Origin of the sequence: Allobacillus halotolerans (assembly GCF_018967645.1) — a bacterium.
Lineage (GTDB): Bacteria > Bacillota > Bacilli > Bacillales > Alkalibacillaceae > Allobacillus > Allobacillus halotolerans.
On sequence record NZ_JAHLZF010000006.1, the window covers coordinates 1 to 25,679 of the forward strand.

The window sequence follows — 25,679 nt, forward strand, 5'->3', positions numbered from 1 at the left end:
GTCGCCCTTATGCCCTTTGGGTAAAAGCGTTCACCGTAAGCGAATCACCATAACAACAACGAACTTTAACAGAGCGATAAATTTAGTCGCGGTTACGATTACGCAAGAATGTCGGAATATCCAACGTATCTTCTTCGTAGGCTGGTTGTTGTGCAGTTGGACGCTCAGGTTTACGCTGTGGCTGAGGAGCTGCTGATGGAGCTGGACCTGTAGCTGGTCGCTGGGTGTGCGGTCTTTGCTCACTTGTTTGCGTACTTTCATCGAACCCTGTTGCGATAACTGTTACAACAATTTCATCTTTTAAGTTTTCGTTGATTACGGAACCGAAAATGACGTTCACTTCTTGATCTGCTGCAGAAGTAACAATTTCAGCGGCTTCCTGTACTTCGAACAAGCTTAAATTGGTTCCACCGGAAATGTTCATTAAAATACCGTGTGCACCATCGATTGATGTTTCCAATAATGGAGATGAAATAGCTTTTTTCGCAGCTTCGCCAGCACGACTCTCTCCTGTTGCTATACCAATTCCCATCAATGCAGAACCTTTGTCTTGCATAATCGTTTTTACGTCTGCAAAATCCACATTGATCAATCCTGGTACAGCAATCAAGTCAGAGATGCCTTGGACACCCTGTCGAAGAACGTTATCGGCTTCCCGAAACGCTTCAAGCATCGGTGTGTTTTTATCTACGAGTTCAAGTAACCGGTCATTTGGAATGACAATTAATGTGTCAACATTTTCTTTTAAGGAATCTACACCACTGCCTGCTTGGACAGAGCGTTTACGACCTTCGAATAAGAATGGACGTGTCACGACGCCAACGGTCAAAGCACCTAATTCCTTTGAAATTTGTGCAATGACAGCAGCCGCTCCAGTACCTGTTCCGCCACCCATTCCAGCAGTGACAAAAACCATATCTGCTCCTTGAAGAACTTCTTCAATAGCTTCTTTGCTTTCTTCAGCTGCCTTTTTACCAACTTCTGGATTCGCGCCTGCTCCAAGACCGCGGGTTAGTTTTTCACCAATCTGTAGTTTTGTTTCCGCTTTTGATAAATTCAAAGCTTGTGCATCTGTGTTAACGGCGATAAACTCGACACCTTGTACACCATTTTCTATCATACGATTAACAGCATTACTACCACCGCCACCGACACCGATGACTTTTATTGTGGCTAATTGATCATTATTTGATTCAAAGTCCAACATGATTCGTTCCTCCCATTCATTATCCCTTTTTACTTTTTCTGTATCGTAGGAGACGCTTTATCTTAATCAAAGAAATAATTTTGCAATTTTTTAAGAATCGGTTCTTTTTCTTCTTTTTTTGGCTTATTCTTTTGTTCTCGACGAGGTTTTTCTCGTTTTTCAATGGAAGGAACCGGCTCAGCTTGATTTAGATTTCCAATACCTTCCTGAAAAACTTTACCTTGTATTTTCGCATTTCGATGAGCGAATTGCAAGGTTCCCAGACCTACAGTGAATTGTGGTTCACGAACACCTATGTAAGTAGGAATCGATGTTCTGACATTTGTCCGGAAAATGTCTCTGGCAAGATCCGTTACACCAGGCATATTCACGACGCCACCTGTCATCACATACCCACCAGGTAATTCGAGCAAACCCATACGTCGGATTTCTTTTCTGACGAAATCAAAGATCTCGGCGAGTCGGGCTTCAATAATCTCCGTAATCAACACTTGATCGAATTCTTTTTTCTCATTACTTCCAATGGTTGTGACTGAGAACGTAACATCTTTTTGGGCTTCTGGAACATAAGCATGTCCATAGTCCTTTTTCACGTTTTCAGCTTCTTCGGTTGTTGTTTTCAACCCGATGGATAAGTCCTTGGTTATATTGTCCCCACCTAGTGGAACGACCAAAGTATCAATCATCTGACCCTCCAAAAATACAGAGACAGTAGTACTGCCAGCTCCGATGTTCACAAGAGCTACACCTAGATTTTTCTCATCTTTTGAGAGGGCGACTTCACCTGCTGCTAAAGGTTGTAAACAAATATCTTCAACTTCCAAACCAGCTCGCTCTACACACTTCAGAATGTTATGTAGGTTCGTTTTTCCGCAAGTGACAAGAAGTCCATGCATTTCCAGACGAACACCAATCATTCCGCGTGGATCTTTGATTTCATCTTGGCCATCGACAACAAACTGTTGTGGATATACATCGACAATCTCTCTTTCTGGAGGAATAGAGATTACCTGGGATGCATCAATGACTCTTCGAATATCTTCATCGCCAATTTCTCTTGTCTCACTCGAAACAGCAACGACACCATGGCAGTTTTGCAATTGAACATGGCTTCCATTTATCGACACGATTACATTTTTTATTTCCATATCAATCATTCGTTCAGCTTGTTCAACGGCATTTTGAATGGAGTGGACAGTTTGGTCAATATCAACAATTGCTCCTTTTTTCATACCATTGGACTCGGCTGTACCTACGCCAATGACATTTAAACCGTCGTTGGTTACTTCACCAATGATTACTTTTACTTTTGATGTACCAATATCTAGACTAACTAATACATTACTGCGATTCATGCCTGCACCTCCATGTAAGGCTCATCCGTCATTATTCAAATTTGCTTTGCAAAACAAATATAATTCATTTACTTCTTCCATACTAATTCGATTGATTTCTTTAAATCCCTGCAAATTCAACAAAATTCCACATCTATAGAATGAAGAGGTATTCCTTTATTGATCAGATTCCGTTTGATTTTCTGGTGTGATTGCTTCACCCTCACTCGAATATGGTTGAAAATAAGCACCGACATCGATATGAATGACACCTTCCTGATTCGGTTGGATTTGTGAGGCAATCGAAGGATAAAGCTTTATTTTTGTTGAAAAATCACGGATCGAGGCAATGACTTCATGACCATCCGCTGTATAGACTAAAATTTTGTAGTTGTTGATCTCGTTAGGGATCCAGTAAATTTCTGACAATAGTTGATTAATAGATTCAGGTAATTTTTTAAGTTGTTCTGTTAATAATGTTAACATTTCTGGGCGTTCAAAGTCATGTAATAACGGCGCGTCACCTAGCGGTTGGTCTAATTGCTGGTCCTTCAGCATGGTTCCGTCTTCCAAAATAGGATAATAATAATCACCTTCACGTATATAGGCCACTCGTGCCAGTTCACTAATGGTGATGTCATAACCGTTATACCACTTTCGGTCGATTTCTACACTGCTAATTTCTGGATGCTGTAAAATTTGATCTTTTGCCTGCTCCAATTCAACTCCCCAGTAATTCTCATCCATCGAAATCTCACTCATAGCAATGATTTCAGATTCTTCGACGCGATGATTGCCTTTTACATCTATGCTTTTTACATAACTCAAAGGGGATTGAATATAAACAATCACTAAAACCAACAACAGAATCATGGTTAAATACATGACAAAACGTCGGTTTGCTTTTCGTTTTCTCGCTTTTTTTAGTTGCGGAATTCGATCTTCAATTGAAACAATTTTTTTATCAGTCATGAAATGCTTCTCCTAAACAGTACATTTCAAATTTATTATTCTTTCATTATAGCATAGTTTGATTGACTTAAAATATGGTTTTTTGCTCAATTTTTATCCAATCTTTGAGGGATAAGTTTACTGTTTTATAACAATTGACAATTTGACGATTTGCGAGCATTAAAATCTGGACATAAAAACGAGGCTGGGACAAATCAAAGTTTTACATTCAGAAACACGAATAACAATCTAACTTAGCGTAGGAAATATACGGAGACTTCTGCGGGAGCAAAAGCCTAGGTGAGACCCCGCAGTGCGAAGCACGAGGAGGCTCAACAGCTGCCCGCGAAAAGCGCAGTATATTTCCGAAGCGGTTATTTCCGCCACGCTAAATTAGAATGTTCGTATCTGAGTCAACTTTAAAGATTTTGTCCCAGCCTTATTCAAACGACAATATCAAATCAACGAACGGGGAATTTAGCATATTTACTAATATTCAATAAAATACCTAAAGCAAATAATGTGATGGTCAATGAAGATCCCCCGTAACTTAACAATGGTAAAGTGATTCCGGTAACTGGAATCAATCCGATGACGACGCTAATATTGATCATCACCTGTATCGCTATCATCGTTGTGACACCAAAGGCAAGTAACGAGCCAGATATGTCCTCTGTATGTAAAGATATCAGCACACCACGCCAGATAATCACAAAGAATAGAAAGAGGATAAAGGTTGACCCAATCAATCCTAACTCTTCAGCGATAATTGCAAAAATAAAGTCGTTTTGCGGTTCTGGTAAATAAAAATACTTCTGCATCGAGTTACCGAACCCAAGCCCCATTAATCCTCCAGGTCCTACGGCATATAATGACTGAATGATTTGGAAACCATCGCCTAACGGGTCTTCCCATGGATTCAAAAATGCATGAATACGACTCATCCGATAAGGCGCAGAAGCGATTAATCCGATGAAACCCGCAATGCCAGCACCTCCCAAAATCGCAAAGTGCTTTATTTTAGCTCCGGAAATAAAAATCATGAAAATCCCGGTACAAATGAAAACGAGACCTGTTCCTAAATCAGGTTGCAACATCATTAAGCCAAAAGGGACCACAATGAACAATAAAATCGGCAGAAATCCTTTTGTAAAATGTTTTAATTTCTTTTGGACTTTAGGAAGTAACGATGCATACAGAATAATCAGGCCAATTTTCATAAATTCACTCGGTTGAATGCTGAATGCACCTACGCCGATCCAACTTTGCGCTCCACCGCGCACAAGACCTACTCCAGGAATCAACACAGCAATCAATAAAAGTAAACAAAGCAAATAAATCCACAAAGAAAATCGTAACCAATGATGATAAGATACTTTCATCGTAAACCAAATCGCAAACAAACCAAATCCAATGAATAAAATCTGCCTTTTTAAATAAAAAAATTCATCATTGAATTGATAACCCGCCCAAATGGAAGAAGAGCTGTAAACCATAACTGCACCCACAAACAGAAGGATCAGAATAGCCGTCATCAAAACGAGATCAATCGATTTTTCTGTATGATTTTTACCCATAAAAAACATCCCCTTACTTCGTCATTCGGAAGTCAGGGGCTCAATGAGTCCGGTAAGAAACAAAAGACATATACTACCTTGTCCAAAGCCCCCTACTTAAGTTTATGCACAGTTTCAATGAACATGTCACCGCGTGCTTCAAATGATGGGAATTGGTCCCAACTGGCACAGGCTGGGGAAAGTAGAAGGATGTCACCGGGTTCACTCAATTCATATGCTTTTTTTGTAGCTTCCATTAAGCTATCTGTAATGGTTATATGATTAAATCCTTTTCTTTTTCCTGCTTCGTACAGTTTGTCTTTGGACTCGCCATAAACAACGCAATTCGTAACATTTGTAAATGAATCGAATAACTCATCAAATTCACCACCACGGTCCAAGCCTCCTGCAATTAGCACTACCGGTTGTTTAAATGAGCGGACAGCTTTTGACGTAGCTTGTATATTCGTCGCTTTCGAATCATTATAAAACAACCGATCATTTATCCGATCTACAAATTGCAGACGATGCTTAACGCCCGTGAATGTCCGTAATTTCTCAATGATCAACTCATCTGGTATGTGAAATGATTTGGCGATTGCAATGCTTGCTAAAATGTTTTCGAGATTGTGGTCTCCTGGTAGACCGACCTCGTGCTTGCTCATCAAATTGTTTCCACGATATTGGATTTGATCATCTTCTGTTACTATAATGTCGTTTTCGGAATCATTACTAACGGAAAAATAGAAACGCTCTCCATCTCCAGGGATATGCTGTTCGGAAATCAAAGAATCAAGCCGATTCAAAATAGCAACATCAGAGTCCGTTTGGTTTTGAAATAACTTTAATTTCGAACCGATATAATCATCCATGGAATGGTGATAGTCTAAGTGAGCTTCTGTCAAATTCAGCAAGATTGCATAGTTAGGTTTGAACGTTTTCGTACCTTTTAATTGAAATGATGACAACTCCATCACAACAGGCTGGCCTCTTTGTTGCTTTCGCAATACTTCGGATGCAACACTACCAATATTTCCTGCAATGAGTGGATCGAGCCCGCCTGCCTGAAGTAATTCATAAATCAATGTCGTAGTCGTTGTTTTTCCATTCGAACCGGTAATTGCAATTAGCGGGCCATCCACCAATAAATACGACAATTCAACTTCAGTGATCACAGGAATCTTTCTCTCGGAAGCTTCTTGAATAATTGGATTATCATAAGGTATTCCTGGATTTTTAACGACAAGATCGATATCATCCAACACAGTCAGTGGATGTTCGCCAGTTATCACGTCACAACCCAATTCAGTGAATCGCTTTGCCGTTTCATTTTCATCCAACGGAAGTTGATCGTTGATTCTAAAGTCAATGCCAGAATCATATAATAACTGTGCAGCTGCTTCACCACTTTTGGCCAAGCCTAAGACCAAAACTTTACTATATGGGAAGTTCGTCAATGTTTTCATCAGATCCCCACCTCAATAAGTATACCTAGCGCCGCGCATAAAATACCGACAAGCCAAAAACTTGTAACAACCTTCCATTCTGACCAACCAATCAATTCATAGTGATGATGTAGTGGACTCATTTTAAACACACGTTTGCCAGTTGTTTTAAAAGAGATCACTTGAATAATGACAGAAAGCGTCTCGATGACGAATACGCCACCAATCAAAACGAGCAAGATTTCAAGTTTCATTAAGATGGCAACCATGGCTAATGAAGCTCCGAATGCTAATGATCCCGTATCTCCCATAAAAACCTTTGCTGGATGGCTGTTGAAAACTAAGAATCCGAGTAATGCACCAACAACAGCTAGAGTGAAAATGATCAAATCAGGTGGCATTTGATGATACCAACCGATAACAGCAAAGGCCGCGAATGCTACAGAGGCAGTCCCTGCAACAAGTCCATCCAATCCATCGGTTAAGTTCACGGCATTAGATGCTCCTACAAGCATTAACAATAAAAACACGGCATAAAACCAACCGAAATCAATTGATAACGCTGTACCTGGTAAAGCAACTTCCGTGTTATATCCTTGCCGGTCAAGAATGATAAATACAATTATGGCAATGATTATTTGACCGAGCATTTTTTGTTTCGAGGTTAGTCCTAGATTTCTTTTATTCTTAATTTTAATGAAATCATCCAAAAACCCAATTAATCCATACCCAAGTAAAACAAAAAGCAAGATGAACGTTGAACTTGTGAACTCGCTCATTCCATCCTTCACAATCATGATCAAGGTTGTCAAAACAATCGATACGATGATCATGACGCCTCCCATCGTCGGAGTACCTGATTTAGCTTGGTGGGATTTTGGACCTTCTTCCCGTATACTTTGGCCGAATTTTAATCGACGCAAAAAAGGGATGATAATCGGTGATAGCAAAACCGTAATTAAAAATGATATCGCGATTGTTAAGATAATTGTTAGTACACTCACAGCATTTTTCCCCTTCTATTGATGCGTTTTTCTTATTGTAGTGCTTCAATTATTTCTTCTAGTTTCATTGACCTCGAGCCTTTCAATAGTACGACTGTATTTTCATCGAGCTCTGAGGTCAATTCTTCGATTAATGCTTGCTTAGACGTAAAATGTTTTTGCTTTCCTGAAAATGTTTCAGGTAATCCTTCCAAAATAAATCGGCTGCTCGTCCCAAATGTAAAAATAGCATCAAACTGATCATCAATCGATTGTCCAACCTTATTATGCGCCTGTTCTGTAAAGTCACCCAATTCCAGAATATCCGCGAGTACGGCAACCTTACGTTGGTAGTTCATTTGCTTGACGACATCAATCGATGCAACCATTGATGTGGCTGAAGCGTTATACGCATCATTAATCACTAATGCGCCTTGCTTTGTTTCTATTTTTTCAAAACGCATTCCAGGCATAACGACAGATTCCAATTGATTGATTGCTTGGTCAGTTGGAACCCCCATTAATTCAGCTAGCGCGATTGCAAAAGCCGCATTCAACGCTTGATGTTGCCCCAATAATGGTAACGTAAACGTTGTCTGATTGATCGTCACACTGGATGCTTCCTGAAGTTGCTCATACGCTTCGACGCGATAATCATTTTCAGCAGTGAATCCACAACGAATTTTATTCGGGTAGGCATTCGTTGTTAACAATGGTTCATCACCATCAATGATTAACTGTCCTTGTTTTCGTAAGCCTGCCGTTATCTCTAATTTGGCTTTTGCGATTCCTTCACGACTTCCTAGAAATTCAATATGTGATTCACCAATGTTCGTAATGACTGCATGATCAGGTTGTCCAATGGAAGACAATAACTCAATCTCACCGAATGCACTCATTCCCATTTCTGCAACTAATACTTCGACATCCCTTTCCATCCGTAAAATCGTTAAGGGAAGTCCAATGTGATTGTTTAAATTTCCTTCTGTTTTCGCTGTTTTATATGTGGCACTTAAACAAGCTGCAATCAGTTCCTTTGTCGTTGTTTTTCCGTTTGATCCTGTGACACCGATTACGGTTGGATCGAGCGCTTGACGATATGCTTTCGCTAATTCTTGTAATGCTTTCAACGTATCGTCTACATAAATCAGCGGAAAATTTTTCGGTATGCCTTCTGGTTGTTCCGAACGTGACCATAAAGCAGCCACCGCCCCACGCTCAATTGCTCCGGAAATGAAGTCATGTGCGTCAAATCTTTCTCCGACAATCGGGATGAAAAGTCCATTTTCTACTGATTGACGACTATCTGTATAAATGTGATGAATTGATATATTCTTCTGTTGCTCTGTTAGTCGGTGATCAAATAGCTCAGCGACGAATTGTAATGTGAATTTTTCCATTCTAAGACTCCTCGTACTTTTCGGCAATCATTTCTTTTGCGACTTCACGGTCATCGAAGTGATTTCTTACGCCGTTAATTTCTTGATATGTCTCGTGCCCTTTACCGGCTATCAAAATGATATCATCATCCGCAGCCCGGTCAATCGCATATTGTATGGCAGCCTTTCTGCCCTCAATGACGGTAAACGAACCTTCTTGTAAATGACTTGTCATGTCATCCAAAATAGCTTGTGGATCTTCAGTCCGTGGGTTATCTGACGTAAAAATAACATAATCACTATATTTCATTGCTGCATCTGCCATTTTAGGTCGTTTTGTTCGATCTCGATCGCCACCACTACCAACGACAGTGAACACTCGATTAGTTTTAATTTCAGAGATCGATTGCAATACATTTTCCAATGAATCAGGCGTATGTGCGTAATCAACAATGACAGAGACCGGATAATTATTGGAAACTGATTCAAAACGACCTGGTACTCCTTTTGTTTGCTGCAGCGCTTCTTTAATCGTTTCGATCGGCACATCATACGTATAAGCTACAGCAATTGCAGCCAACATATTATAAACGTTGAATTTTCCCGAGAGCTGCGTTTCAATTCTTGTTGTAAATGATGGCGAACTGACAGTGAAAGAACTGTAATCTGCGCCTAATTGCAGAGCATCTCCTCTGATAAATGCTTTTTCACTTAATCCATAAGTCACAATCGGTTGAGCACACGCTCGTTCCATAATGCCGGCATAATGATCATCGATATTGATGACGGCTGTTTTCAGCTCATCAAATCGATTCCCTAATTGTGAAAATAACAGTGATTTTGCATGTGCATAGTCATTCATATCCAAATGGTAATCCAAATGATCCTGCGTCAGATTCGTATAGGTAGCCGTGTTAATATCAACCCCATGCACACGTCCCATGCTCAGTGCATGCGAAGAAACTTCCATGATGACCGTATCGACGTTTTCACCGACCATCTTACGGAAGTTTTTATGTAAGAACAAAGCATCTGGTGTTGTGTTCTTAACCGGGTAACGCTGGTCTCCGATTTTCATATCGATTGTTCCGATAACAGCCGTCTTATGACCGTAAAGCGTGAAAATATCATCCAGCAAATATGTCAATGTTGTTTTACCGTTTGTCCCCGTCACACCAATTACATTCAGCTGGCTACTAGGGTGTCCGTAAAAATAATCAGCTAATTGGGCCATCGCTTTTGATGTGTCAGGTACTAGGATGACAGGAACGCTCGCTTTCACTTGTTTTTCAGCAATAATTGCCACGGCTCCATTTTCAGTTGCCTGATCCGTATAATCATGTCCATCGACAGTAAAACCATCTATACAAACAAAAAGTGAGTGATTACTCACTTTGCGAGAGTCCATCTCAATCGATGTGATCGTTTGATCAGATATCTCTCCCTCTATTTTTTTGATCTTCAATTGATCGATCAATTTCTTTAACTGCATACATATCTCCTACCTTACGAATCGTATCTTTGTATTGGTTATTATAGCAAACTTTAATTGATAAAACGATGATTACTAAGTGAATCAATGCCATAATTACTCTTTTTTTAAAAGGCTCTGTTAAAGATTAGTTTTGATTTTCAATTGATATAGCACTGAGTAGTTGTATTGTGAATCGCATTGGTGGCGACTACAGCGGCCAGAAAATAAAGGAACTTCCGCTAAAACCGCACACATCCTAGGGTGAAAGCTTTCCGCCGATAAAACGAGCGAAGCCGTTGATAAACCGTGCGAAGCCGTTGATAAACCGTGCGAAGCCGACGATAAATCGTGCGAAGCCGTCGATAAATCGTGTGAAGCCGCCGATAAAACGGGCGAAGCCGCTGATAAAACGTGGAGAGACCAATTTTGAATCATCAACAACGGACTTTAACAAAGTCTTTTAAAAAGCTTTAGTCATGCTATCTGTATTCTTCTGAATGCACTCAGCTGCTATGATTAATGCATGGTAAGTGTCATCAAACTGGAAATGAATTTTAGCTCGTTTAGCAGTTCGATAATGAACGTTATTCAAGCGGATAATTCTTTTATATAAGCTTTGACTCTTTATATTGATGTACGTCGGTTGTAGATGCTTTTCCAAGCTTTAGAAGTAGATCGTCACAAAGAGTGAACGACACGGAGGGAGTGCTCCGTGTCGAAGGATTCTTTTTCAGCTTAAAAAATCATTACTCTCCCATGAAAACTCTGATTGTTGAGCCAGGTTTCACCTTCGTTCCGCTTTCCGGTGATTGGGAAATGACTTTTTCCCCTTCACCCTTTACGTCAATAGCCAAGCTTGATAAGTATTGTTGTAGATCGTTCGTTGTTTCTCCGATTAAGTTCGGAACCTCTACTGGTGGGGATTCAGGCCACTGATACTCCTTTTCCAATCCTTGTTGTTTATCCGTGTTTTTATGACTCAAAACATCGTCGATAATTCTTCCAGCAATTGGACTGGCCACGACACCCCCAAATTGAACGGTATCCTTTGGATTATCGATCGCAACATAAACTAAGACTTCCGGCTTGTCAGCTGGTGCAAAACCCATAAATGAAACGATATGGTTATTTTCTAAGTAGTTCCCATCTTCGCCAACTTTCTGTGCCGTTCCTGTTTTTCCTCCAACTCGGAAACCTTCTACATAGGCTCCACGACCTGTCCCCTTACTGACGACGTGTTCTAAGGCCCTTCTTACTTCCTTCGAAGTTTCATTTGAAATAATTTGCTCTTTCAATTTAGGTTCCCGTTCCATAACCGGTTCATTTGTCTTCGGGTCATATAAACCTTTCACAACATAAGGTTCATATAAATATCCACCATTGATCGCAGCAGCAACAGCTGTAATTTGCTGAATTGGCGTAACAGATACACCTTGACCGAAAGATGTCGTGGCTAATTCGACAGGCCCTACTTGATCTTCCTTAAATAGAATACCCGAGCTCTCACCTTCCAAATCAATTCCGGTTTTCTTTCCAAATCCATACTCTTTAATATACGTAAACAGACGTTCTTTGCCAACCATTTGTCCAAGGTTAACAAATCCAGGGTTACAGGAATTCTCTGCGACTTCTAGGTAGGTTTGATCACCATGCCCACCTTTATGCCAACATCGCAATCGAGCGCCATCCACTTTTACATACCCTTGGTCGTAATACGTGTCTTTATCCAAATCGATTAATCCTTCTTCCAGCGCTGCGGACAACGTGATGATTTTGAAAGTGGATCCCGGTTCGAAGGTATTGAATACAGGTAAATTTTGATTATATACTTCTGGGCTAACCGACTGATATTGATTCGGATGATAAGTGGGTCTTGTCGCCATCGAAAGAATTTCTCCATTTTGCGGATCCATAACAATAGCTAATGCACTATCGGGGTTATAAGTTGCCACAGCTTGATCTAATTCGCGCTCCACAATTGCCTGTATTTCGGCATCAATGGTTAACGATAATTTTTTACCATCCGCTGGCTCCGTATAACGATTCGATCGATCATTCATTCTTCCCCCTTTTGCATCAGAAAAAAATGAAAGCGCGCCATTTTCACCACTTAACTGATCGTCATAGCTTGCCTCAAGACCTGCCAACCCTTGGTTATCAATCCCTGTAAATCCGAGTACATGTGAAAGTTGTGTCCCATACGGATAAAATCGCGTTGAGTCTTCAGCCAAGTAGATGCCAGGTAAGTTTAAATTACGAACTTCATTTGCTTGCGTTTTCGATAATTTTCTTCCTTCTGGGTGAATCATCTCGACAGAAACGTTGTTTGTTAAATGTTCCATCAATTTCTCTCGGTCAATGGAAATAATACTCATTAACTCGTCTGCCACTTTTTCCGGATCTTCAATTTGTTTGGGTACCACTGCAAGACTTGGTGCTACAGTATTACCTACTAACACCTCACCATTTCGATCGAGAATCTCTCCACGTTCAGCTTGGAATGGTATATCTCTTGTCCACAAATCTTCAGCACTTTCCATAATCTCATCGCCTGAGACCAGTTGAACAAAAGCGAGCCTTCCAAACATAATCAAAAAATAAACGGCCAATAAAAAAAAGACAATGATCAATCGCCTTCTCACCGTTAACATCGATACATGCTTCATTCTTGAATCCTCCTGAAGTTAGCGTAGTACCTAATTTATGAGAAAGCTTGTCTTTTTAGACCAACCATTGTCTTTTTTAATATCAATTTGAATAATGAAAATAACATACAATCAGGTCGTTCATTTATTGACTTGATCATTCATCAGCGCTTGAATTTTGATCGGATGGTTCGTCGTTTTCTGATTCACTTTGTTGTTTTTCGAATTGTTGTTGTTTGCTTTGTAATTCTATGACCAACCGATCACCTTTATTAAGTTTTGTTCCGGGCTTTATACTCTGTTCGATAACAAAACCACTTCCATCAAATTCAAGCTCTAAATCAAGTAATTCACTTAGGTGAAGCACATCACGCAAAGGCCAACCTGACAGATTTGGCATTTGAGCCTCGCCTTCCGTCTTAACGAGCAAGCGATTACTCGGAAATAAACGATCTCCTTCTATTGGTCTTGAATCTGTAGCTTTTTCGCCTGTACCTAAAGGAACTACCTCGATACCTTTTTCTTCATAGGACGCTTCCAGCTCTTTTATTGATGCTCCTATAATATTATCGAGTATGATCGGTTCCATTTCGTCAGAACTTTCTTGGTCTGGTTGTACATTCAAGTAATTCAAACTGTTTTCCATAACCGTTTTATAAATATAGGATGTCGTCCGTGATCCTTCATAAGAATAATCAAGTTTTGGTTGTTTGACAGCGACGAACATCAATAATTCCGGATCATCTTTTGGCGCCATCCCCATAAATGAAAACAGGTAATTCGAAGGTCCCGTCAGCCAACCACCGGTTTCAGGGTCAGGTAGTTGAGAGGTCCCTGTCTTTCCTAAAGATGAGTAACCATCTAATTTAAAACTTTTACCTGTTCCGTGTTCTCCGGTAATGACAGTTTCGAATAAATCCCGTAATTGTTTTGAGGTTTCAGCACTAATGGGTTCTCCTACGATTTCCGTTTTCTTTTCATGAAGAATTTCCTCTGTTTCTGAGTCAACGACACTCGAAATGACGTACGGCTTCACCATCTTACCATCGTTCGCAATGGCTGTAGCACCTTTCATGATCTGAATAGGAGTAAAAGTAGATCCTTGTCCATAGGCCATTGTCAATTTCTCCATCGGATACTGGTAAACCATCTTTCCAAGACGTTCTCCAGATAAGTCTATCCCTGTCATACGGTCTAAATGAAAAGCTTCGATATATTCCATAAACGTATCTGGTTTGATTTTTTCCCATAATAATTTGGCCACTGCGACGTTGGATGAGCGTTGAATTCCTTCATCATAGGTAATTTCACCCCAACCGACGTTATTATGGTCACGGATATATCGGTGATTCTCGTTGATACGATATTTTCCAGATTGGTACGTTTCATTTCCGTTGTAGACGCCCTCTTCCATTGCTGCAGCGACCGTGAACATTTTCATCGTCGAACCCGGCTGAATTGGGTAGGATATGACGTCGTTGTACCAATTGGTAATATTTTCAGGTTGGTTTGGATTAAATGTCGGCCGATTACTCATGGCCAGCATTTCACCTGTTTTAGGGTCCATAACAGCAGCCACCATGCGTTCTGGTTGATATTCTTTTTCAATCGTTGTCATTGCATCTTCCAAAAAGGTTTGGATTTTTTGATCGATCGTCAAGTACACATGATCTCCATTTTCAGGTGGTTGAACGACTTCGTCGGCGTTCAATAACTTATACCCATATTTATCTCGCTTATAGCTAACAGAGCCAGCTTCACCTTGTAAATATTCATCCCATTCTAGTTCGACGCCAAATTCAGCGACTGGTTTCCCCTTTTCTGCTCGTGTGTATCCGAGTATATGAGAAGCAAATGCACCGTTTGGATAATACCGTTGCATTTGTTGTTCGAAATTGATTCCAGGTAATCCAAGCGCTTTTATTTCTTCCATTTTGGCCTCAGATAGATTATTTGCCTGTACGCCGAATTCCACTTGGAATCGATCATTTTCAATGCCATTTGTAATAGTTTGTTCAATTTCATTCGGATCTTTTTCCAAAAACGCAGCTAATTTTTCAGCCGTTTTTGAAGGGTTTTTCACGTGTAAAGGAGTTGGTGAATTTTCGGAATATGATTCATCAACAATTGCATAAAGTTTATACGTCGGCCGATTATCTGCCAGAACCATACCTGTCCGATCAAGGATTTTCCCTCTTTCATAACTCAATTCCTTACCAACCTGACGATACTTATTCGAATAATCAATTAAATCGACCGATTGCACTTCTCCTCCTACTTGGATGTACACAAACCGGCCGATTATGATTAAAAACCCTAATGTAAATATGCTAACCAGTAAGATCAGCATGATGTTTTTTTGTTTCATTCTCACCGAAGATCCCTTCCCTTAAGGGGTATTATTGGCTTGTTTCACGTTACTGTTTTTAATATCAAGTCCATGTTTTTCTGCGATGGTCAAAATTCTTGTTGGATTACTCAGTTCTTGAACTTCTGCATGAAGGGAAACGTTTTGGGATTGTATGGTTTCAATATTACTGTCCAATTGCTGAATATCACGGTTCAATGAATTGACTGATGTAGAAAACATAACCATGTAAATAGCGAAACAAGTTATTACCAATATTCCTAAAGTATACAAAAACTTTTCACCTTTTGTAAATAATGTTTTTTTGGCTTGTTCCGCATGATGTTCCGTTTGATGGGATGTTTGGTCCTTCCGGTGTGGTAATGTTTGATATTGTCTCAGTCTTTCAGCACTCATTTTTTTACTTCCCCTTTCCATTCAGTGCGTATTTTTCGTCCCATTCCGTGACTTTTTCACAAATTCTTAATTTGGCCGACCTTGATCGGCGATTTTCATCCAATTCATTCTCGTTTGGAACAATCGGCTTCTTATTGATGAGCTTAAAGGGTGGTTGAATTTCTTCAGGCAATAAAGGTATTTCTTTAGGAACATCCTCTGGCGTGCTCCATTTCTTCATTGCTTGCTTACAAATCTTATCTTCCAATGAGTGAAAGGTGATCACAGCAATCCTACCGCCGATCGCCACTTTTCTTGCCGCTTGATGTAGAGCTTCTTCAAAGACATTCAATTCATCATTCACAGCAATTCGGATTGCTTGGAAGATTCGTTTGGCTGGATGCCCACCCTTTCTTCTTGCAGGTGCGGGAATAGCTTCTTTAATAATTTCCACTAATTCGAGCGTCGTCTCAATCGGCTTTTCTTCTCTTTTACGCTCAATATTCCTTGCGATTTGTTTAGAAAATTTCTCTTCTCCATATCTAAAAAAGGATTTAACGAGCTGCTCATACGTCCAATGATTGACAACTTCATATGCGCTTAATTTCTGGGTCTGATTCATCCGCATATCCAGTGGCGCATCATTATGATAACTAAATCCTCTTTCGATTTGGTCGAGCTGCGGTGAGGAAACGCCTAAATCAAAGACAATCCCTTCAACTTCGCTAATGTCCAACTCATCCAATGCTTCTTCTAACTGTGAGAAGTTTCGGTGGATGAATGTAACTTGATTCTCGTATTCGGATAATAATTCTCTAGCATGTTCAATAGCCGTTTCATCCTGATCAAAAGCAACCAGGTGGCCTTTTTCTGTCAATTTTTCAATAATTTTCTTTGAATGTCCTGCACCTCCAAGTGTGCAGTCTACATAGGTGCCATTCGGTTGAATAGACAGTCCTTCAATTGTTTCTTGGTTCAATACACTAAAGTGTTCAAACATCTCTTCACCCTCCACCATTAAATATCGAAATCCATCATATTTTCTGCGATTTCAGCAAACGATTCTTCTGATTCTTCTACATAGTCTGTCCAAGCATCGCGTGCCCATAATTCGATTCGGTTTGAAACGCCGATTACGATACATTCTTTATCCAGATTGGCATATTTCCGGAGGGGGGATGGAACATTGATTCTACCTTGCTTATCGATTTCACATTCAACAGCACCAGAGAAGAAAAAACGTGTAAATGCACGTGCATCCTTCTTAGTAACTGGTAACTTTTTCAGTTTTTCTTCGAGGACTTTCCATTCATCCATTGGGTAGGCGAATAAACAATGATCTATTCCACGAGTGAGCACAAATGACTGGCCTAAGCCATCTCTGAATTTAGATGGAATAATGATCCGGCCTTTTGTATCAATATTATGTTGAAACTCACCCATAAACATAGACTTCGCCCCACCTTTTTTTATAGTTTACCACAATCCACCACTTTCAACCACTTTTTTAATAAAAATTTATATAAACATAAAAAAAGCATGTTTAGCCAGTCGACTAAACATGCTATAAACCTTAATATATATAGCTTTTTTCTGATTTAATTAAAAAGTGGTGAGTGGTGGTAGATGAGTGGTTACAGCTCTACCAATAGGTGGTCCACTTCCCATTTTGGTGGAAGTGTAGCCAATCTCGATGGCAAGTCCAACCCATATTGGTTGATCCAATGAATCATATTCCACTTCCGTTCTTGTAACCCACCATCCGGATGGTAATACGTATCTAACGTGTCATACCTGTTCATTCGCAGTTGATGGTTTTTTTCAACACTTCTGATGAACCGCTTCTCAACAAAAGCTAATTCTTTTTGGATTTTTTCAAGATTCTTACTCGAAAGGCCTTCCATATCAGAGCTGATCGATTCTGCGATTTCTTGCACGGATTGATGAATCGTCTCTATTTGTTTCTGAACTTCTTGGAATGTTTCTTCAATCGGCAGTTTTGTCTGCCGCTTCAACCAGTTCATCTTTTGCGTATAAATACCCGATTGAATTAATGACTCGACTGATATATCCATCTCATCCATCCATGATTGATGATTGGATTGGAGAAGTGTGATCGATAGTCGAGGCATGACGATTGGCAACGTCAAATTCAAACATCGAAAGGCATTTTTCAAAATTGACCAATAGGCCAACTCGCCAGGTCCTGCATGAAAAGCCAATACAGGGAAAACCATCTCTTGCATGAGCGGACGTGTGATGACGTTATTGCTCAATCGCTCTGGCTCATTTTTTGCAATCGTTAGAAGCTCTTCTGTTTGTAGAGAAACCTTTCCATCCTTCGTCTTCCATTGATCGTCTTCTTTTATGAGTAACTGCCTCTCACCGTCGATATGATAAAACAGATGACCATCGTCACTCGCAGCATCAACTGAAATCGTATATCCTTTTTCTTCTTGAAGTTGTAAGTCCTTAACGACAGCTTTAGCAATGTTTGGTTGTTCCTCAATCATCCGCACAAAATAAGCTAATTCCAGCTTTCTTAAATTAGGATCGTCTGAATCAACCAATACTAAGCCTTCTTCTTGGAACATTTGATGAATAAGAGTTCCAAAAAAATCCACATATGTTTCACTTTGGTCCGCAGCTTCTTGGAGTTTCTGGTATATTTTCTTTGTATGTTCGGTTTCCTGGAATGTAGAAAATATATCTTTCAAAAATGTAGCCGTTTCTTGCTTCGGCAACACTCTTGAGGAGATAGATTTCTTGGATTCTAACTCATCGTCAATAGCAATCTTTTTCAATCGACTAGCATTTTTATGAATATAAACATGATTGATCTCTTCAAAATCATGGTCTTCACCTGCAATCCAAAAAACCGGAATGACAGGTTGCTGCAAGTGTTCTTCTTGCTCTTTTGCATGGACAAGGATAGAAACTATTTTATGAATGGTATAGAGTGGACCCGTCAAAAGTCCCGCCTGCTGTCCGCCAATGACGACCGATGAGGCTGGATTTTTTAACGCTTCAATATTTTTTTCAACAGCAGGGCCCGCTCCCCATTTTTGATTTTGTTCCAACAATACTTTCGCCAGCTCTTCGCGTTGATATTCGCCTTGCTGGATCTGAGATAACCGATTTTTATAACTCCGAATCTGGTACGGATCATATTCAAATTGCGTAAAGATCGATTCCTTGCGATCTCGATAATCCTGTAACAATTGTGATGGTTGTAACTGAATTGGAATTGTCTGCATCCTATAACCCTGCCTTTATTACTTTACTCGTTCAATACCTAGCTGTTATTTTATCGAAAAACCCAATGACTTTCATTAAATCTGTTTAGTGACGCTGAGGAATAGTGTATAACTGGTGAAATATATGTATGCAATGACAGCCAGGACAAAGCAAGTCGCCAAGTCGTCCATGCCGCTTTCTTGCATCGGCCACCTCATTACCTATATCGATGGTTTGCCATATGACCAACTGAATTCGTAGTCATCGAAGCGCTCTATACCCCCGAGTGAGCTGAAAATGATACCGAAACGTCCTATAGAAGCCTTCTATACTCCCGAGTGAACTGGAAATGATACCGAAATGTCCTATAGGAGCCTTCTATACCCCCGAACGGACAAGAATTGATGCCGGAAAGTCCTATAGAAGCCTTCTATACACCCGCACGGACAAGAAATAATCCCAGAAAGTCCTATAGAAAATATATCAGACTATGATGCTGCGATAACTGCCATAATTAAGACAGCACCTTTCATTATATTCAATCACGGTCAGTTGCATCAAATTATGTTTGTAATGATATTGATGGATTTGTAGACGCCATAATCAACCACAATGATGGTAACTCAAATATCTCTTCTACAATTTTCATCCCTCATTTTTATTACCGGTACCATTGTATGTCCTTTGACTGAATGAACAGGCTTGCATTCCGTTACCACTAGTTATTGGATCGGAAAGAGTAGAGTTTACACAGTGGCGTTTTCCATACCACTTATTGGCTAATCCTTATGAATTATTTCCTTTGCTTTCACTAATAAAGTAATCGTTTCATGGGTCGGTACGTTGCCTGGAAAATGGTTAACCAAATAGCCATTTAAATAGTCTATTTCTGTTCGTTTACCTGACTGAATATCTGCTAGCATCGATGATTTATTCCGAGCTGTTTTTTCACAGATTGCTAACGTTCTTTGCCACATTTCTTCTGTTGGTATATTTAAAGCTTGGCAAGCTTCCTCATTTAATTTTTTTGCTAGTTGCTTCAAGTAAGGATTCTTTAAAATTTCTCCGTTAAAGCATTCGAATAATGCCGTTAACGGATTGATGACACAATTAATCACCATCTTCTCTGCTTGCCTACTTTGAATATTTTTTTCGAAAAATACCGGAAACTTCGGATCATCTATCTGTGTAACAAATTTGTTAACCGATGCTTCTTGTTCATCCCCCAAGCTTCCAAGAGATAGTCTTCCAGCCCCTTTTTGCTGGATCTTATCATTTCCATAGCGGGTAATACCATGGTCGAAAACACCAATAAAAACTTTTGCTTGTAGATTTCTTAGTTCTTGTGCATTCGTTATTCCATTTTGGATAAATACTAGATAGCTAGATGCATTCAGTTTTTTAAAATAAGGATATAAGGTTTCATTCGCTGTTTTCTTTGTCGCAATGATGTGATAATCATGCTGAGCCGATAAATCGGTATATGAGTAAACCGGAATATGTATTCGCTCGCCATCCAATTGAATGCCATTCTTCTCCAATTCAATCCGTTGTTCTTCTCGCCGGACATAACCTGTCACATCCAACCCGATCCTTGCTAAATGATGCGCCACGAACATACCGACAGCACCCATTCCAATTACGGCAATATTCATCCCATTGTTCCCTCTTTTCATTTCAGTGTAAGATATAAGTAAGTTGTTTTTTCTATCAACTTATTGTGAACGATTTCATTTAATTTCAATCTCCAATATACTATAATAATAAAGAGAAACAAAAGGAGGAACAAGCTTATGTCGGTAGAAGTTGAAAGATTATTGATAAATTTCCGGACGATTGAGGAATTCAAGAAGTTTAAACAGTACGGGATGCAAGAGCTTTCGATGAAGGAAGATCTTGAACATGATATGATCGAAAATAATAGTGAATCTCCGTTCTATGGAATTTATTTCGGTGATTCATTAGTCGCACGCATGAGTTTGTATAAAGTTAAAGCGAAGTATGATTATTATTTTGAACCAAAACAAGATTACTTGGAGTTATGGAAGTTGGAAGTATTAGAAGGCTATCGTAGAAGAGGTTTTGGCGAAGAATTAGTGGAGTACGCCAAGAGTTTTAATCTGCCTGTTAAAACGAATGCTCGAGTGAATTCACACGATTTCTGGGAAAGAATGGGCTTTCAACCAGCACACTATGAAGTAGACCGTGATTTTGGTGAAAATCCATATATTTGGTTACCAGAAGGTGTTTCAGAGCAAGTTGACCCTAATTAAATAACGTCTCAAAACAAGTCAATCCGGAAACCGATTTCATTCCTGCAGACAACTGAGTGTTGAACACTTAGTTGTCCTACAAGAATTGATTTCAATTTCCGGATTTTTCGGTATCTTGTTGACCCTTTTGATCAATGTCACTTATTTTTTCATCATTCTTCTTGTTCTTTTAATGACTGGATCTTTTCGGATATTTCGTCTAAGACTTGATGATATAAAGCTAATTTCTTGGTCAATTCTTCTACCCTTTTGTCAACTGAGCCATTTTTATGTGGTCGCTGTGAATACTCTCCCTTTAATCGTTCCAATTGATCGATTACTTCATCGAATGATTCGATTTTTTCGGACGATTCGTTCACCTGCTTTGAAAATGCCTTGCTGACTGGAGGTTCACTTTTCAAATTTTTCCGCTCTTCTTTTGCCAAAGTAATAGCTTTATTATATTGCTTCCTTATATTGGCATTCCACCGAAAACCACATGCCTGAGGTGTCCTTGAGAGTTTATTTGCGACTTCTTGAAAAGCCTTCATCTGTGTTTTGCCCTCTCGTATGTACCGAATGACTGTTTCGGCTAACAATAAATCTTCATCTTTTGTCCAAGAATCCTGGCGAGTTACCACACATCTTCCCCCCTTAACCTAGCTACTGTATTAAATATTTATGCATAGGCTTGAGAAGATAGACGAAAAATATAATAATTATAGGATTACTTTTTCGAGAAAAATCGATTGACAGCTTCGATATGTGCTTCACTTTCCCAAAGTTTGCTGCAACCTGCTACTTCTTCAACCATTTCATTCTTTAATTTTTCCATAGAATGGTGATGTAGCCATTGAGATTTCCAATGTCTTAATTGGTCCACACTTTTTGATAGAAAAATGGTTAATTCTTCAGCATCAGGTTCGATATTTTCCTGTATAACTTGTTGAATAAACCCAGCTTCTTTTAATTCCTTCACCGTTTTGATCCCTGATTCAATTAACCAATAATGAGCCTGTTGAGGATGGATTCGTCTATATAGAAGAGAACCCCCTCCCCAACCTGTAGCAATGCCGAGGTTCCCTTGGACAAATCCATAGTCCCCATTCTCCGTAGCAAAGCGAAAATCACATGCTGATGCGATCTCCAAGCCGCCTCCTCGGGCAGAACCATTCATCCATGCAAGCGTCGGGAATGGAAGTGTGGCAATCCGATATAAAACTTCTTGCATTGGTTTCAACAACTCAAATGCTTCATCAGCTTTTAAGTAACCGTGAAAATCTTTTAAGTCGCCTCCTGCACAAAAAGCTTGTTGTCCCTCACCTGTAATCACAAGCAATTTTATGTCAGTATTATTTTCTAATTCAGTTATGTATTGAGCGAATAAGGAGACAACTTCTTTTGAAATCGCATTTCGTTTATTTGGTCGGTTAATCGTCAGGACGGCAAGACCATGATCATAAAGATTATATTTCAGCACTTCTTCCATAAAGGATTCCCCCTTGTGCACAATATTGACTACATTTTAAAAAAGCCAATTAATCAAATATATTTGTTAGCATACGTTCAGTGATTCTCACGATTAGCGACCGAATGATAGTGGGATCGTTCAATTGAACAGGTCTTCGATATCGAGACTTCTTCGTAAAGCCTTGTACCCGTTTTAATTTTACACTTGATCGGCTGAGAACCTACTTAATACTCGATCTATTCGACCGAAACTTGGCTATCACTTCCGATTCGGGTGATTAGACGCCCTCTATTCGACCGAAATCAAACTCTCGCTTCCAATCCGGGTGATTAGACGCTCTTTATTCGACCGAAATCAGACTTTCGCTTCCGATTCGGGTGTTTAGACGCTCTCTATTCGACCGAAATCAGACTCTCGCTTCCGATTCGGGTGTTTAGACGCTCTCTATTCAACCGAAATCAGACTTTCACTTCCGATTCGGGTGATTAGACGCCCTCTATTCGACCAAAATCAGACTTTCGCTTCCGATTCGGGTGTTTAGACGCTCTCTATTCAACCAAAATCAAACTTTTGATTGCGATTTGGTAGGGCATCGAAACTCTCGGAACGACGTTTTGCACTTCTCCAACAACGATGGGATCTAACTTATGAAATTAATTCAACATACTTAGTCCTGTTAAAAAAGATGCCTCTTATAAAAGAGACATCTCATTTATCGTAGATTTACTTTTCTACAACTTCTTCACCTTTGTATTGTCCACATTCTTTACATACGTGGTGTGGTTTCATCATTTCGCCACAGTTAGGGCATTCAACCATACCAGGCACATGTAGGTTTTTATGTGTACGACGTTGGTTTTTCACCTTTTTGGAAGTTTTTCTTTTTGGTACTGCCATGATTCTACACCTCCTCTAATGTATCAACAAACCCATTTCATCATTCGTTGTTTTGATCTTTATCAAAAAATTTCTGTAACGAAGCTAGACGCGGATCTACCGGTTTATCTTCTCCGTTATCTTCTTCGTGAGTGATTTCTTGCTGTTCGATGTGGGTATCTTCGGTTCGCATTTCCCAACCTTCACCTTCATCTTCGGCTTCACTCAGCTGTTCTTCATCACTATATACCCGTACAGGGACTTCCAATAAAATATTTTCCTTGATATAAGGCTCTAAGTCAAGTACTTCTTGATCAACTAAGAAAATCTCTTCCTCTTCTGATGCCACATAATCCACTTTTGTGAAATTCTCCGTCGCATCGATCGAAAAAGGATATTTAACATCGACCAATGTCCTCGCACAAGGTAAAATCATCGTCCCTTTTAGGTTCAAATCAAATTGATAAACCTTACCGACCAATGTAGCTTTTCCGTCAACTTTTACATCAGAAATCCGACGAATATCATTATTCATCTCTTCCAATTCAGAAACGTCCAGACTACCTTGGAACATATACGGTTCATGTGCTTTGATTTTTTGAAGCGGTATAATCATTGTTTATCACCTCAAGGCAACAAGAGTAATTTTAAAAGGAAATACACCTTTTGTCAATATTTTTTCTTAACAGCGGATAAATATTTTTGTCCTTCCTTGATTTTTTCCTCCATTTCCTTCTAAATTATACGTAAAGAACTGAGAAAGGGCGAGGAATATGCGTACTTGTGGACTGATTGTCGAATATAACCCTTTTCATAACGGGCATGCGTATCACTTGGAACAATCCATCCGTAAAACAAATGCTGACACAACAATTGCAGTTATGAGCGGAAATTTTCTTCAGCGCGGTGAACCTGCAATTAATGATAAGTTTTCCCGAACAAAGGCAGCTTTAACAAATGGTGTTGATTTAGTTGTTGAATTACCATATGTCTTTGCCTGTCAATACGCCGACCTTTTTTCAAAAGGAGCAATAGCCACATTGGATGCTCTAGGTGTAGATCAGATATGTTTCGGGAGTGAATCTGGCAATATACAGCCATTTTTAAATGGTTATGAGAAGTGGTCTAATGAAAAAACTTTTTTTGAGAAAACGTTAAAAGAATCATTAACGAGCGGAGCTTCATTTCCGCAGGCGAGCCGAGAAGCTTACCGAAAGTTGAACTTAACCTCTGAAACTTTTGATTTGAGTCAGCCAAATAATATTCTTGGCTTTAGTTACGTGAAAGCCATTAAAGAACTAAATGCTAACATCGAACCCACAACGGTTACTCGAACAAAAAGTCAGTATCACGATGAGAAGATCGAGTATTCCATCGCAAGTGCAACAAGTATTCGAAAAGAACTTTTCAACCAACATTCAATGACAGCTCATGCAAAGCAAGCGATGCCGGAGTCGACAGTCAAACAATTAAAAGCTTATCAGCAAACAACCGGTCGTTGGCATGAATGGGAAGGTTATTTCACATTGCTTCGATACATCGTTCAGGTGACACCACTTAAAGATCTGCAACAGATTCATGGCGTCATTGAAGGCCTCGAATATCGACTGAAAGAGACGGCTGGTAAAGTCAACAGCTTTCATGAATGGTTGGAACATCTAAAGACGAAACGCTATACATACACTCGCCTTCAACGGATGTTTGTCCACCTATTAACCCAGCTTAAAGCAACAGATATGCTGGAAGCTACTGAAATCAATCAAGTTCCATACGTACGAATTCTTGGCATGAATGCGCAAGGTAGGGCCTTTATCAATAAACAGAAGAAAGAAATGACTGTTCCTTTAATCTCAAATTTACAACAAATGAATCATGAATTTTTGACGATTGAAGAGCGGGCGACAAATGCTTATTACGCCATCATCGAACCTGAAGTAGCCCGGAAATTAAAAAAACAAGAGTTAACGGGGCCGATTTTGTTTTAACTGTAGAACGCCAGATCAATTTATTAGCGAGCGTCATGTAGCTTCACAAAAAACTTATTCCTTGCTTCCGATAAACGCAAAATATCGGAAGCTTTTGTAGTTCGTTGGTTTGCTTCCGACATTCGCATCAAATTGAAAACA

Annotated in this window: 21 protein-coding genes; 2 read left to right on the forward strand and 19 right to left on the reverse strand. The window is 39.6% G+C overall.

Annotated elements, in window-relative coordinates; genetic code table 11:
• Positions 1 to 82 precede the first annotated feature (82 nt).
• The 15 genes from ftsZ to KQ486_RS05515 all read right to left on the reverse strand — a co-directional run bounded on the left by ftsZ (position 83) and on the right by KQ486_RS05515 (position 20,609).
• Positions 83 to 1,207 (reverse strand): cell division protein FtsZ, encoded by a 1,125-nt coding sequence (ftsZ, locus tag KQ486_RS05445; RefSeq protein WP_216687016.1) that lies wholly within the window; start codon positions 1,205 to 1,207, stop codon positions 83 to 85.
• Between the two features lie 62 nt (positions 1,208 to 1,269).
• Entirely contained in the window at positions 1,270 to 2,562 is a 1,293-nt protein-coding gene (gene ftsA, locus KQ486_RS05450; RefSeq protein WP_144159623.1) for a cell division protein FtsA, read from the reverse strand.
• Between the two features lie 156 nt (positions 2,563 to 2,718).
• Entirely contained in the window at positions 2,719 to 3,513 is a 795-nt protein-coding gene (locus KQ486_RS05455) for a cell division protein FtsQ/DivIB (RefSeq protein ID WP_144159626.1), read from the reverse strand.
• Between the two features lie 440 nt (positions 3,514 to 3,953).
• On the reverse strand, positions 3,954 to 5,069 hold the full coding sequence (gene spoVE, locus KQ486_RS05460) for a stage V sporulation protein E (RefSeq protein WP_216687017.1): 1,116 nt from the start codon (positions 5,067 to 5,069) through the stop codon (positions 3,954 to 3,956).
• 92 nt (positions 5,070 to 5,161) lie between these two features.
• Positions 5,162 to 6,514: a UDP-N-acetylmuramoyl-L-alanine--D-glutamate ligase gene (murD, locus tag KQ486_RS05465; RefSeq protein WP_216687018.1), complete on the reverse strand. Its 1,353-nt coding sequence runs from the start codon at positions 6,512 to 6,514 to the stop codon at positions 5,162 to 5,164.
• Entirely contained in the window at positions 6,514 to 7,497 is a 984-nt protein-coding gene (gene mraY / locus KQ486_RS05470) for a phospho-N-acetylmuramoyl-pentapeptide-transferase (protein ID WP_144159635.1), read from the reverse strand. The genes murD and mraY overlap by 1 nt, the downstream gene beginning before the upstream one ends.
• 32 nt (positions 7,498 to 7,529) lie before the next feature.
• The gene (locus KQ486_RS05475) at positions 7,530 to 8,876 is read right to left on the reverse strand and encodes a UDP-N-acetylmuramoyl-tripeptide--D-alanyl-D-alanine ligase (protein WP_144159638.1); all 1,347 of its coding nucleotides are present in this window, start codon (positions 8,874 to 8,876) and stop codon (positions 7,530 to 7,532) included.
• 1 nt (position 8,877) lies between these two features.
• On the reverse strand, positions 8,878 to 10,347 hold the full coding sequence (locus KQ486_RS05480) for a UDP-N-acetylmuramoyl-L-alanyl-D-glutamate--2,6-diaminopimelate ligase (RefSeq protein ID WP_216687019.1): 1,470 nt from the start codon (positions 10,345 to 10,347) through the stop codon (positions 8,878 to 8,880).
• 728 nt (positions 10,348 to 11,075) lie between these two features.
• Positions 11,076 to 12,995, reverse strand: coding sequence for a stage V sporulation protein D (locus KQ486_RS05485; protein WP_216687020.1), 1,920 nt, complete (start codon positions 12,993 to 12,995; stop codon positions 11,076 to 11,078).
• A gap of 136 nt (positions 12,996 to 13,131) precedes the next feature.
• Positions 13,132 to 15,342: a PASTA domain-containing penicillin-binding protein gene (locus KQ486_RS05490; protein WP_216687073.1), complete on the reverse strand. Its 2,211-nt coding sequence runs from the start codon at positions 15,340 to 15,342 to the stop codon at positions 13,132 to 13,134.
• 21 nt (positions 15,343 to 15,363) lie between these two features.
• Positions 15,364 to 15,738: a cell division protein FtsL gene (ftsL, locus tag KQ486_RS05495; protein ID WP_216687021.1), complete on the reverse strand. Its 375-nt coding sequence runs from the start codon at positions 15,736 to 15,738 to the stop codon at positions 15,364 to 15,366.
• A 4-nt stretch (positions 15,739 to 15,742) separates the two neighbouring features.
• Positions 15,743 to 16,717 carry a 16S rRNA (cytosine(1402)-N(4))-methyltransferase RsmH gene (rsmH, locus tag KQ486_RS05500; protein ID WP_216687022.1) on the reverse strand — a complete coding sequence of 325 codons (975 nt, stop codon included), beginning with the start codon at positions 16,715 to 16,717 and terminating at the stop codon, positions 15,743 to 15,745.
• 17 nt (positions 16,718 to 16,734) lie between these two features.
• Positions 16,735 to 17,166, reverse strand: coding sequence for a division/cell wall cluster transcriptional repressor MraZ (gene mraZ, locus KQ486_RS05505; protein ID WP_144159656.1), 432 nt, complete (start codon positions 17,164 to 17,166; stop codon positions 16,735 to 16,737).
• 185 nt (positions 17,167 to 17,351) lie between these two features.
• Positions 17,352 to 18,974, reverse strand: coding sequence for a bacillithiol biosynthesis cysteine-adding enzyme BshC (gene bshC / locus KQ486_RS05510; protein WP_216687023.1), 1,623 nt, complete (start codon positions 18,972 to 18,974; stop codon positions 17,352 to 17,354).
• A gap of 759 nt (positions 18,975 to 19,733) precedes the next feature.
• On the reverse strand, positions 19,734 to 20,609 hold the full coding sequence (locus KQ486_RS05515) for a ketopantoate reductase family protein (RefSeq protein ID WP_186278505.1): 876 nt from the start codon (positions 20,607 to 20,609) through the stop codon (positions 19,734 to 19,736).
• Between the two features lie 138 nt (positions 20,610 to 20,747).
• Between KQ486_RS05515 and KQ486_RS05520 the strand changes: the two genes are divergently transcribed.
• Positions 20,748 to 21,227, forward strand: a complete 480-nt coding sequence (locus KQ486_RS05520) for an N-acetyltransferase (RefSeq protein WP_144159665.1) — start codon at positions 20,748 to 20,750, stop codon at positions 21,225 to 21,227.
• A 152-nt stretch (positions 21,228 to 21,379) separates the two neighbouring features.
• Here the strand turns inward: KQ486_RS05520 and KQ486_RS05525 are convergent, their stop codons facing one another.
• The 4 genes from KQ486_RS05525 to KQ486_RS05540 form a co-directional block, all read right to left on the reverse strand.
• Entirely contained in the window at positions 21,380 to 21,847 is a 468-nt protein-coding gene (locus KQ486_RS05525) for an RsfA family transcriptional regulator (RefSeq protein ID WP_144159668.1), read from the reverse strand.
• 86 nt (positions 21,848 to 21,933) lie between these two features.
• Positions 21,934 to 22,695, reverse strand: a complete 762-nt coding sequence (locus KQ486_RS05530) for an enoyl-CoA hydratase/isomerase family protein (protein WP_144159671.1) — start codon at positions 22,693 to 22,695, stop codon at positions 21,934 to 21,936.
• 705 nt (positions 22,696 to 23,400) lie between these two features.
• On the reverse strand, positions 23,401 to 23,574 hold the full coding sequence (gene rpmF, locus KQ486_RS05535) for a 50S ribosomal protein L32 (protein ID WP_144159674.1): 174 nt from the start codon (positions 23,572 to 23,574) through the stop codon (positions 23,401 to 23,403).
• A 40-nt stretch (positions 23,575 to 23,614) separates the two neighbouring features.
• A complete protein-coding gene (locus KQ486_RS05540; RefSeq protein ID WP_144159677.1) occupies positions 23,615 to 24,169 on the reverse strand; it encodes a YceD family protein in 555 nt (184 codons plus the stop codon).
• 157 nt (positions 24,170 to 24,326) lie between these two features.
• Between KQ486_RS05540 and KQ486_RS05545 the strand changes: the two genes are divergently transcribed.
• On the forward strand, positions 24,327 to 25,538 hold the full coding sequence (locus KQ486_RS05545; protein WP_216687024.1) for a nucleotidyltransferase: 1,212 nt from the start codon (positions 24,327 to 24,329) through the stop codon (positions 25,536 to 25,538).
• The last annotated feature ends 141 nt before the right edge of the window (positions 25,539 to 25,679 follow it).

Coding starts and splice junctions, on each gene's coding strand:
- ftsZ (WP_216687016.1), bottom strand. CDS start 1,207: ATGTTGGACTTTGAATCAAATAATGATCAATTAGCCACAATAAAAGTC.
- ftsA (WP_144159623.1), bottom strand. CDS start 2,562: ATGAATCGCAGTAATGTATTAGTTAGTCTAGATATTGGTACATCAAAA.
- KQ486_RS05455 (WP_144159626.1), bottom strand. CDS start 3,513: ATGACTGATAAAAAAATTGTTTCAATTGAAGATCGAATTCCGCAACTA.
- spoVE (WP_216687017.1), bottom strand. CDS start 5,069: ATGGGTAAAAATCATACAGAAAAATCGATTGATCTCGTTTTGATGACG.
- murD (WP_216687018.1), bottom strand. CDS start 6,514: ATGAAAACATTGACGAACTTCCCATATAGTAAAGTTTTGGTCTTAGGC.
- KQ486_RS05475 (WP_144159638.1), bottom strand. CDS start 8,876: ATGGAAAAATTCACATTACAATTCGTCGCTGAGCTATTTGATCACCGA.
- KQ486_RS05480 (WP_216687019.1), bottom strand. CDS start 10,347: ATGCAGTTAAAGAAATTGATCGATCAATTGAAGATCAAAAAAATAGAG.
- KQ486_RS05485 (WP_216687020.1), bottom strand. CDS start 12,995: ATGAAGCATGTATCGATGTTAACGGTGAGAAGGCGATTGATCATTGTC.
- KQ486_RS05490 (WP_216687073.1), bottom strand. CDS start 15,342: ATGAAACAAAAAAACATCATGCTGATCTTACTGGTTAGCATATTTACA.
- ftsL (WP_216687021.1), bottom strand. CDS start 15,738: ATGAGTGCTGAAAGACTGAGACAATATCAAACATTACCACACCGGAAG.
- rsmH (WP_216687022.1), bottom strand. CDS start 16,717: ATGTTTGAACACTTTAGTGTATTGAACCAAGAAACAATTGAAGGACTG.
- mraZ (WP_144159656.1), bottom strand. CDS start 17,166: ATGTTTATGGGTGAGTTTCAACATAATATTGATACAAAAGGCCGGATC.
- bshC (WP_216687023.1), bottom strand. CDS start 18,974: ATGCAGACAATTCCAATTCAGTTACAACCATCACAATTGTTACAGGAT.
- KQ486_RS05515 (WP_186278505.1), bottom strand. CDS start 20,609: ATGAATATTGCCGTAATTGGAATGGGTGCTGTCGGTATGTTCGTGGCG.
- KQ486_RS05520 (WP_144159665.1), top strand. CDS start 20,748: ATGTCGGTAGAAGTTGAAAGATTATTGATAAATTTCCGGACGATTGAG.
- KQ486_RS05530 (WP_144159671.1), bottom strand. CDS start 22,695: ATGGAAGAAGTGCTGAAATATAATCTTTATGATCATGGTCTTGCCGTC.
- rpmF (WP_144159674.1), bottom strand. CDS start 23,574: ATGGCAGTACCAAAAAGAAAAACTTCCAAAAAGGTGAAAAACCAACGT.
- KQ486_RS05540 (WP_144159677.1), bottom strand. CDS start 24,169: ATGATTATACCGCTTCAAAAAATCAAAGCACATGAACCGTATATGTTC.
- KQ486_RS05545 (WP_216687024.1), top strand. CDS start 24,327: ATGCGTACTTGTGGACTGATTGTCGAATATAACCCTTTTCATAACGGG.